The following is a 1120-nucleotide window of genomic DNA, read 5'->3' on the forward strand; positions in this document are numbered from 1 at the left end:
CCGGCAACTGTTATGTCGATGGGGCGATCATATAAGGTTTTCGGTCGCGCATCATTGCGTTGAGCACGGTTAGAAGCTTCCTGGCGACGGCAATGAGGGCGAGTTTGGCTGGTTTGCCGGCCTTTCGCAGGCGTTCGTAGAATGCCTTGAATGGATCGGCGCGGCGAACCGCGTTGAGAGCGGCCATATAGAGGGCGTCGCGGATACGCTTGCGGCCGCCGCCGATCTTGCGCTTTCCACGATAGGTACCGCTGTCGACGTTGAAGGGAGCCAGGCCGGCCAGTGCCGCAACCTGCTTCGGACCGACACGCCCGAGTTCGGGCATCTGCGCGAGGAGCTGCATGCAGGCCACCGGGCCGATGCCGGGCAGTGAGCGCATCAACTGCGCATCTTCGGCGATCTCCTGCTCTGCTTTGATGAGCGCACTGATCTCGGCCTCGATCTCCGCGATCTCGTCGTCGAGCACGGCGATGAGGCGGCCGATCCGTTCGGCCATGGCGCGGTCCTCGGCCTCACTGCGGCGGTTTTTCTCCTGAGCTCGCATGCTGACCAGCTGATCGCGTCGTTTTGCCAGCCTTGCCAAAGCGTTGCGGGCCGGTGTGGCGACCTGCTCAGTTGCGGGCGTCATGGCTCGAGCAAAGGCTGCCAGCATCCGCGCGTCGATTGGGTCGGTCTTGGCGAGCTGGCCGCTGGCGCGGGCAAAGTCGCGGGCGCGGGCCGGATTGATCCGGGCAAAGCGAACCCCGGCCTGACGCAGCGCCTCGCGAAGCTCGAGGTCGTAGACCCCCGTGGCCTCAAAGACGACCAGCGTATCGCATCGCCAACGCGCCACCAGCTGTGTGATGGCCTGTGTCGCGTTGTCGATGCGTTCCGATGCACCGATGGCCTCATCGAAAATATCGAGATGATGTTTGGAGACGTCGATTCCGACGCAGCGAAGGGGTATGATCACGGTGCCTGTCCCTGTGATGCGAGGTCTGTTGGCGCAGCCTCGTGCAACTGTTCAGGTTGATAGATGGAACGGGCGGGAGACCGGGCCGGATCACGGCGTCAAGCGCCAAGGACCCAACGGCTTCCCGCCCACCGCCATCATGACAGACTTTCCACACACAGGGACCCA

The 1120-nt window shown here is 63.4% G+C and carries 1 protein-coding gene; it reads right to left on the reverse strand.

The window, feature by feature from the left end:
* Positions 1-10: 10 nt before the first annotated feature.
* Entirely contained in the window at positions 11-952 is a 942-nt protein-coding gene (locus tag M2427_RS42075) for an IS110 family transposase (protein WP_280712570.1), read from the reverse strand.
* Positions 953-1120: the final 168 nt, after the last annotated feature.

This window comes from Bradyrhizobium sp. BR13661 (assembly GCF_029892425.1).
Lineage (GTDB): Bacteria > Pseudomonadota > Alphaproteobacteria > Rhizobiales > Xanthobacteraceae > Bradyrhizobium.